This is a genomic window from Bacteroidota bacterium (genome assembly GCA_034723125.1).
Lineage (GTDB): Bacteria > Bacteroidota > Bacteroidia > CAILMK01 > JAAYUY01 > JAYEOP01.
In genome coordinates, this window is record JAYEOP010000536.1 from 1 (window position 1) to 7,712 (window position 7,712).

The window sequence follows — 7,712 nt, forward strand, 5'->3', positions numbered from 1 at the left end:
TTTTGAATTTTTTTTCTTTGTTTTAAATGCTCCTTTTATGCTACCAATTCTACCATTTACAAAAAAATACAGAAATTAATAATGATAAAAAACGAAATGCTAACAATGTATATGGTTTATGTCGGGTAAAGTACTGAATATGAGTGTTTAACAATAAATAAATATCGGAATAAGTTGAAAGTTTTGTGTTCCAAAATCCGCCACAAAACCATATACTAACCGTTGGCGGTAATTATGAAAAACGAAACCTTCAATTAAAATAATATGGAAACAGGGAAAAAACAAATTGTAAAACTTGAACGAATTTTTGGAATTATTTTGTTAATTCCACCAATTATTGGTGTATTACTTTTTATCTTAAATATACTTTCCGATGATTTGGGTAGAATTGTTGAATTAGGAAATCTTGGTGCACATTGGACTGGAGGTATTAACTTTGCATATGAAGGTGGTGGAGGTGGAGGCTATACTTCGGCTGCTCCAATTTATTTAGGACTGATGGCAATCGCAGGTGCTATTCTCCTAAACGGAACGGACAAAAAAGAAAATTGAATACTAAGATATCAGTCCGAAAAAAAACAGATGAGATAGCAAAGGCAACAAATTTGCTTTTGAAGTTTGGTGGATTAAGACAAGAAAATATGAACAAAGAAAAAAATCCCTTTAAGAAAGAAAGTTATCCTAAATTTATCTTGCCATTTAAAAAAAAAAGCAATAGAAATTGGTTTAAATCTTTTTGACACAACGCCAATAAAAAAAGCAATAATTGAACTTGAAAGAGAATAACATACCGCTAACAATGTATAAATTAATAAGCGTGACGGTCGTAGTATTAATGTTTGTAGCTAGTTTGAACTTTATTGTAAATAGAAAAATTACTACTTCGAGATCGCTTACTTTTCATATATTTAACGTCAGACTGTCTAAAAACTATCCACAAATTGTAGATAAAAATAATTTGCCACCAAAGGAATAATTTCTATTTTTATAAATGAAATTTATACAAGGAAAAGACAGAAGACAGGCATATATTTTTCCAACATCACTGAAAGAAGCAATTCGAAAAACGTAACCTAAAAAAAGCAAATAATTTTTGAGCAAAGCAGAAATGTTCTTATATTTGACAAAAATTTAATCGGTGGTTAGGGTTATTAGACAGACTGCCGTTGTGGGGCATGCAAAAAAATCTAATGTAATTGACTGTTTTGATAAAAATAATGTAACTTTGAATAAAAATTAAAAAATGGAACAGGAGACAATAAAACTTGAACTAATTGAATGGCTAACAAAGCTCAATGATTTAGAAACACTTAATTATTTAAAGGTTGTTAAAGAATCAAGATTTGTGAATCATGATTGGTGGAATGATTTAACAGAACAACAAACTCAAGGAATTCAAAGAGGCCTTAAAGATATTGATGAAGGAAGAATAGTTTCACACAAAGATGTAAAGAGAAAGTATGGACTATAAAATCTTTTGGACTGAAGAGGCGATTCAGAATCTCGATGAGATAATTGATTATTTAGCAACTAAATGGACACAAAGAGAAGTTGACAACTTTAAAGAAAAGCTGTCAAAGCAAATTGACCTTATCAAAAAATATCCTCGAATGTTTCCGGCATCGACATTTCAACCAAGACTTAGGAAAGCCGTTTTAAGCAAACAAACCTCCATTTTTTATGAAATAGGTGACCATGTGATTTATTTGGCATACATATTTGTAAATTACAAGAATACAGAAAGACTGAAATAAAGCACGACCCCACAACAGCAAATAATATCCCATAGCCGGTTAGCAGTCATTAAGGAAAATGAGAAGAAATATTAACACACAAGTAATCAACTAAAAACCTGAATACCAACGGCTACGGGGCATATTTGCACACGTCAGACTGTCTAAAAACTATCCACAAATTGTAGATAAAAATAATTTGCCACCAAAGGAATAATTTCTATTTTTATAAATGAAATTTATACAAGGAAAAGACAGAAGACAGGCATATATTTTTCCAACATCACTGGAAGAAGCAATTCGAAAAACGCAAACTATTAAAAGCAAATTATTTTTGAGCAAAGCAGAAATGTCCTTATATTTGACAAAAATTTAATTGGTGGTTAGGGTTATTAGACAGACTGACGTTAAGTGTAATTAGAAAATAAACCAACAGCAGTTTTAGACTTTTTAACATTGAAATTTAATACAATTTTGAAACAGAATTGAAAATATTGTATATTTGTATTTAAATTAAAAGTTTGAAAGAGTGAACAATAAAACAATAAATACGCACGATAGATTTTTTAAAAGTCTGTTTTCTAATAAAAACGGAGTTAAAGAATTTGTGTCAAAAACAATAAATCCAAATATTGTTGAAAAATTGGATTTAAACACTCTGAAAATAGATAATACAGAATATCTTGATAATCGTTTGAATTCAAGTTTTTCGGACTTGGTTTATAATTGTAAATATGGGAAGACAAATATAAAAATATCATTATTGTTTGAACATAAAAGCCAGCCTGAAAAATTTCCACATTTTCAACTACTAGGTTATATGTTACGAATATGGGAATTACAGATTAAGCAAAATAAAGAATTAACAGCAGTTATTCCAATAATATTTTATCACGGAAAGAAAACATGGGACAATAAGAGTTTTGAAAAATACTTTGGTAAACTTGATACCGAAATTCAAAAATTCATACCAAAGTTTGATTACGAATTAATTGATACATCAACATATTCAGACAGTGAACTGAAAGAACATTTTGAAAGTGTTGAATTACAAGTAGGACTTTTAATAATGAAGAATATTTTTGACGAGCAAAAAATGCTTGAAAAAATAGGATTGTTATCAAAACAAATAAATGAATTATTACAAACAGAAGAGGGAAAACATTTTTTTGATAGTATTTCAGTGTATATGCTAAATGCAACAAAAATAACCTCTGATAAATATAGAGAAATTATGGAAATTATATCGGCACAAGCAGAACAACAATTTGTTTCGACTGCTCAGAAATTACGTTTTGAAGGAATTGAAGAAGGAATTGAAAAAGGAATTAAAAAAGACAAAAAAGAAATAGCGATAAAAATGATTAGTAAAGGCTATTCTAATAAGACGATTATAGAATTGACTGATTTGAAAGAAAATGAAGTTGAAAACATAAGGAAAGAGTATATAAATCAGAATAAATAAAAGCACTTAACAGAATGTATAGTTCATAGCGGTATGGTAGTAAAATTAAACACTATAGCAGTTGTTCAGCCTCGCCAAATCTGCCGATTTGATTACTCTTTTTATGGTGGCAAATTTGGCTCATTGCGTAATTTGAATTACCTTGCATTAAAGTCCGCTACGCAACTATATATCAGTCGTTGGTGGCAATTAAACAAAAAAGTTAAGTTCGGGCTGAAAACCCACAATATACATTTCAATCGGGAGTAAGTCGAAAATCCCATTATTTAAAGAGTAGACAAATTTAAAATGTATAAAAAATGAAAACAAATGTAATTTTCGTAACAATGTTGTGTATTTCTCTCCTCTCCTGTAATAAAGAAGATGTAGAACCTAACAACAATAATAATAATAATAATAACGCAACAGCAGCACTGGCATTTGCTGATTTAACTTTTAACACTACAAATGCGTATTTCTCTACCAATGGAAGCATGACTTCACCTGTAGATTCAAATCAAGCCAAAACAATTACTGATATAATTGATATTACTTTTATATTTAATTACGATTATACAAAACCTGGTTTTTTTGACCCTGTAGCTCGCTCCCAAGAATGGTATTGGGATGATTATTATAGTCCTTGGTTAAGTAATGCTGTTGAAACGAGGTATTATACAACTAACCTAACCAAGGCAAAATTTGATGACGCTACAGCGGATCAAAGTAAAATTGGAGCTTATTTTGCTGATACTTCCTCCATTGTTTTAGCACCACATGGATTATTTCCAACTGGTAGTTGTATAGGTGGTAGACATACATATAGTCCGTCATCTGCCACCCTTAGCCAAGGTCAAGTATTTGGGTTTAAAAATACTTCTTCTGGCAAACGAGGACTTCTCTATATTAGAACTGATCAATATTCTGGTTGGCCAATACCCATTTCAAGTTTTGACACCAAAGTGGACTTGATTAGAGAGAACTAACTGCCACCAACAAAGTATAAATAAACATAGGGCTGATAAGGGTTTCAGAATGTTTAGTGCTCTCAACTAACTTCTTACTCGGTTGACAGGAAAGTACTGTGAGAGCCCTACGTTTTTTATACACGGTCGTCAGACTGTCTAAAAACTATTAAAAGCAAATTAATTTTGAGCAAAGCAGAAATAGCTTTATATTTGACAAAAATTTAATCGGTGGTTAGGGTTATTAGACAGACTGCCGTTGGGCAAAAATTAATTTGGTACTGCAACAAATTTGATTTATTTTCGTACAATTAAAAATAATATTATCAAATGATAAGAGAAGACGAAGCACGAACAACTACGGAGCATTATGATGAACTCATACGTATTTTGGGTAAAAAGTATATAAAGTCAAATATTGAGAGCCCATTTGATTTTATTACAATAGCCTCAAAGGGTCTAAATGCTAATACTATTTTAAATTTTAGAAATCATTTTGCAATTCCTCGTGGATTTACAGCTAAATTGTTAAATGTTTCAGAACCTACCGTTTACAGATGGGTTAAGGCAAATAAAAAACTGGAAAGAAATTATTCAGTGCAACTTTTTGAATTAGCTGATTTATTTCTTTTTGGGAGTGAAGTATTTGAGGATAAGGAAAACTTTTTCAAATGGCTGAATTTCCAAAATACTGCATTAGGAGGTTTAGAACCAAAAGAATTATTGGAAGTTCCTGGAGGGATTTCTAAGGTTCGTGATTTATTAGGAAGAATAGAATACGGTGTATATAGTTAGTTATGATTGTCTATCGTATAACCAAAAGCAAAAGGGCTTCTGATATAAGTGGAATAGGAGCATCTCTTTATCCAGGAAGATGGAATAAAAGAGGGACTCCGGTTTTATATACTGGAGAAAGTAAAGAAATAGCATTGCTTGAAAATATTGTTCATATTCCATCAATGATTTCTCCAGAACTTGATATTTTGACTATAGAAATTCCTGATAATTCAATAGCAGAAATTAAAATAATTGATTTACCCTCAAATTGGCTTCAATTTCCAGCACCTTCAGTACTTGCAGAAATAGGACAGAAATGGATTGATGAAGGAAAAACTATAGCTTTGAAGGTTCCTAGTAGTATAATACATTCAGCTCATAACATTATACTTAATTGTAATCATAAAGATTATAAGGTTGTGAAAGTTTTAAACCAAAAGAAATTTTATTTTGATTCAAGATTAAAGAAATAACTTTTGCTAACACCTAAGCATATAAAAACCATAGTGCATGGCCACCTATGGTTTTTATGTGCGTTGTTGAGCCTGCCTGCCAAGGCTCGACAGGCGGGCGAAACCAAAAGTTACACACTGCTTATATGTAATTTTAATAAATGATGAACTTTGAGTAAAGTTAAATTTTAAAGTAATATTTCTAATTTACATCATGCTAAGTATCCATTATTGTGATGAACCATAATTATATTCTAACAAAGAAATATATAAAAAGAGCAGAAGCCGATGTAGGATTAATGTTCACAGCATATAATTTAAGAAGGCTAATAACAATATTGGGGTTTAAAAATATGGAAGAGTATATAAGATGTTTTGTTTCAATTAATAAAAATGAACCTAAAAAAGCAAATTATTTTTGAGCAAAGCAGAAATGTTCTTATATTTGACAAAAATTTAATTGGTGGTTAGGGTTATTAGACAGACTGTTGTTATGCACAAGGTTAAGACCTAATAAACATGAAAACAACATTATGATATGTCAGTATTTTTTTGTAAATTTGTAATATGAAAAAACTGCGACTATATCTAGATACTTCTGTTTTTGGTGGTTATTTTGATACTGAATTTGAACAATATACAAAACCCTTATTTGAACGAATTAGTAATGATGAATTTATCGTATTATTTTCGACTATTACACAAAACGAATTAGAAAATGCACCTGAAAAAGTTAAAAAATTAGTAGAAGGATTAAAAGTCGAGCAAACTGAATTTCTTCAAGAAACTGACGAAGCGGTTGATTTGGCAACGTCATACATTGATGGAAAAGTAATTGGAATGACAAGCTATGCAGATTGTCTTCACATTGCATTAGCAACAATTAGTAGGGCAGACTTATTGATAAGTTGGAATTTTAAACACATTGTTAATATTGAGAGAATACTTGGATACAATTCAGTTAATCTAAAAAATGGATATAAAATATTAGAAATACGTTCACCAAGAGATTTAGGAAGTTATGAAAAATGATAAAAAAAATAAAAAGAAATTTAATGCTGTTCAATTTATGCGTGAGCAAAGAGATATATTAAGCGAAAAATTATCTCAAATGACTAAGAATGAAATTGTTGAATATTTCAAAATGAAAAGATTAGAAAAAGGCATTAGACCCAGTGCATAACACCTAAGCATATAAAAACCCATAGTGCATGGCCACCTATGGTTTTTATGTGCGTTGTTGAGTCTGCCTGCCAAGGCTCAACAGGCGGGCGAAACCAAAAGTTACACACTGCTTATATGTAATTTTAATAAATGATGAACTTTGAGTAAAGTTAAATTTTAAAGTAATATTTCTAATTTATGTCATGCTAAGTATCCATTATTGTGATGAACCATAAAAATGAACCTAAAAAAGTAATTATTTTTGAGCAAAGCAGAAATGTTCTTATATTTGACAAAAATTTAATCGGTTAGGGTTATTAGACAGACTGCCGTTGGGTTTAATTTTAAAGACATAGTAACATGATAGAACAGAAGACAAAAGAATAAACAATTAAAAATTTCTAAATCATGAGAAAATCAATAATTACAACAATATTATTTTCGATAATATTTATGCAATTTTCATTTGCACAAAAAGTATCTAAATTATACTATGATAACGGACAATTAAAACTAATTGGAAATCTTGAAAATGGGAAATCAACTGGCGAATGGAAATTCTATTTCGAAAACGGACAATTAAAACTAATTGGAAATTATGAAAATGGTGGGAAAATTGGCAAATGGAAATTCTATCATGAAAATGGACAATTAATGGGAATTGGAAACTATGAAAATGGGGAAAAAACTGGCAAATGGAAAATCTATCATGAAAATGGACAATTAATGGGAATTGGAAACTATGAAAATGGGGTAAGAACTGGCGAATCGAAATTCTATCACGATAATGGACAATTAGAAAAAATTGGAAATTATGAAAATGGGAAATTAACTGGCGAATGGAAAAAATATTACGAAAATGGACAATTAAAAAAAATTGGAAATTATGAAAATGGGGAAAGAGCTGGCAAATGGAAATTTTATCACGATAATGGAGGATTACAACAAGTTGGAAATTATGAATATGGGTGGAAAAATGGCGATTGGACAACATATCATGAAAATGCTAAGGTTTACAGAATTATATATTTTGGAGGAGGTAAATTATTGTATATTATTACTTGTAGAGATAACAAAGGAAATAACCTTGATAAAGGCACTTTGATTAGTGGGAATGGTACAGTAAAGGAATATGATGAAAACGGAGTTTTAACTAAAACTTTAAGTTATAAAAATG

Annotated in this window: 10 protein-coding genes; all 10 read left to right on the top strand. The window is 30.1% G+C overall.

Translation table 11 applies throughout. The annotated features are described in order from the left end of the window. The first annotated feature begins 264 nt into the window (after positions 1-264). Positions 265-552, top strand: a complete 288-nt coding sequence (locus tag U9R42_13830; protein ID MEA3497102.1) for a hypothetical protein — start codon at positions 265-267, stop codon at positions 550-552. Between the two features lie 691 nt (positions 553-1,243). Further along, a complete protein-coding gene (locus tag U9R42_13835; protein ID MEA3497103.1) occupies positions 1,244-1,471 on the top strand; it encodes a hypothetical protein in 228 nt (75 codons plus the stop codon). Then, on the top strand, positions 1,461-1,754 hold the full coding sequence (locus U9R42_13840; GenBank protein ID MEA3497104.1) for a type II toxin-antitoxin system RelE/ParE family toxin: 294 nt from the start codon (positions 1,461-1,463) through the stop codon (positions 1,752-1,754). The genes U9R42_13835 and U9R42_13840 overlap by 11 nt, the downstream gene beginning before the upstream one ends. Positions 1,755-2,262: 508 nt before the next feature. After that, a complete protein-coding gene (locus U9R42_13845; GenBank protein ID MEA3497105.1) occupies positions 2,263-3,198 on the top strand; it encodes an Rpn family recombination-promoting nuclease/putative transposase in 936 nt (311 codons plus the stop codon). A 299-nt stretch (positions 3,199-3,497) separates the two neighbouring features. Further along, positions 3,498-4,163, top strand: a complete 666-nt coding sequence (locus U9R42_13850; protein MEA3497106.1) for a hypothetical protein — start codon at positions 3,498-3,500, stop codon at positions 4,161-4,163. A 309-nt stretch (positions 4,164-4,472) separates the two neighbouring features. Then, positions 4,473-4,937: an antitoxin Xre/MbcA/ParS toxin-binding domain-containing protein gene (locus U9R42_13855; GenBank protein ID MEA3497107.1), complete on the top strand. Its 465-nt coding sequence runs from the start codon at positions 4,473-4,475 to the stop codon at positions 4,935-4,937. A 2-nt stretch (positions 4,938-4,939) separates the two neighbouring features. Beyond that, positions 4,940-5,392: an RES family NAD+ phosphorylase gene (locus tag U9R42_13860; protein MEA3497108.1), complete on the top strand. Its 453-nt coding sequence runs from the start codon at positions 4,940-4,942 to the stop codon at positions 5,390-5,392. A gap of 546 nt (positions 5,393-5,938) precedes the next feature. After that, positions 5,939-6,403, top strand: coding sequence for a PIN domain-containing protein (locus tag U9R42_13865; protein MEA3497109.1), 465 nt, complete (start codon positions 5,939-5,941; stop codon positions 6,401-6,403). Continuing rightward, positions 6,393-6,554 (top strand): hypothetical protein, encoded by a 162-nt coding sequence (locus U9R42_13870; GenBank protein ID MEA3497110.1) that lies wholly within the window; start codon positions 6,393-6,395, stop codon positions 6,552-6,554. The genes U9R42_13865 and U9R42_13870 overlap by 11 nt, the downstream gene beginning before the upstream one ends. A gap of 389 nt (positions 6,555-6,943) precedes the next feature. After that, the coding region (locus U9R42_13875; protein MEA3497111.1) for a toxin-antitoxin system YwqK family antitoxin at positions 6,944-7,712 on the top strand (769 nt) is incomplete at its 3' end.

Bases quoted from the DNA above. Each gene is read 5' to 3' on its own strand.
- U9R42_13830 (MEA3497102.1), top strand. From the start codon at position 265: ATGGAAACAGGGAAAAAACAAATTGTAAAACTTGAACGAATTTTTGGA.
- U9R42_13835 (MEA3497103.1), top strand. From the start codon at position 1,244: ATGGAACAGGAGACAATAAAACTTGAACTAATTGAATGGCTAACAAAG.
- U9R42_13840 (MEA3497104.1), top strand. From the start codon at position 1,461: ATGGACTATAAAATCTTTTGGACTGAAGAGGCGATTCAGAATCTCGAT.
- U9R42_13850 (MEA3497106.1), top strand. From the start codon at position 3,498: ATGAAAACAAATGTAATTTTCGTAACAATGTTGTGTATTTCTCTCCTC.
- U9R42_13855 (MEA3497107.1), top strand. From the start codon at position 4,473: ATGATAAGAGAAGACGAAGCACGAACAACTACGGAGCATTATGATGAA.
- U9R42_13860 (MEA3497108.1), top strand. From the start codon at position 4,940: ATGATTGTCTATCGTATAACCAAAAGCAAAAGGGCTTCTGATATAAGT.
- U9R42_13865 (MEA3497109.1), top strand. From the start codon at position 5,939: ATGAAAAAACTGCGACTATATCTAGATACTTCTGTTTTTGGTGGTTAT.
- U9R42_13870 (MEA3497110.1), top strand. From the start codon at position 6,393: ATGAAAAATGATAAAAAAAATAAAAAGAAATTTAATGCTGTTCAATTT.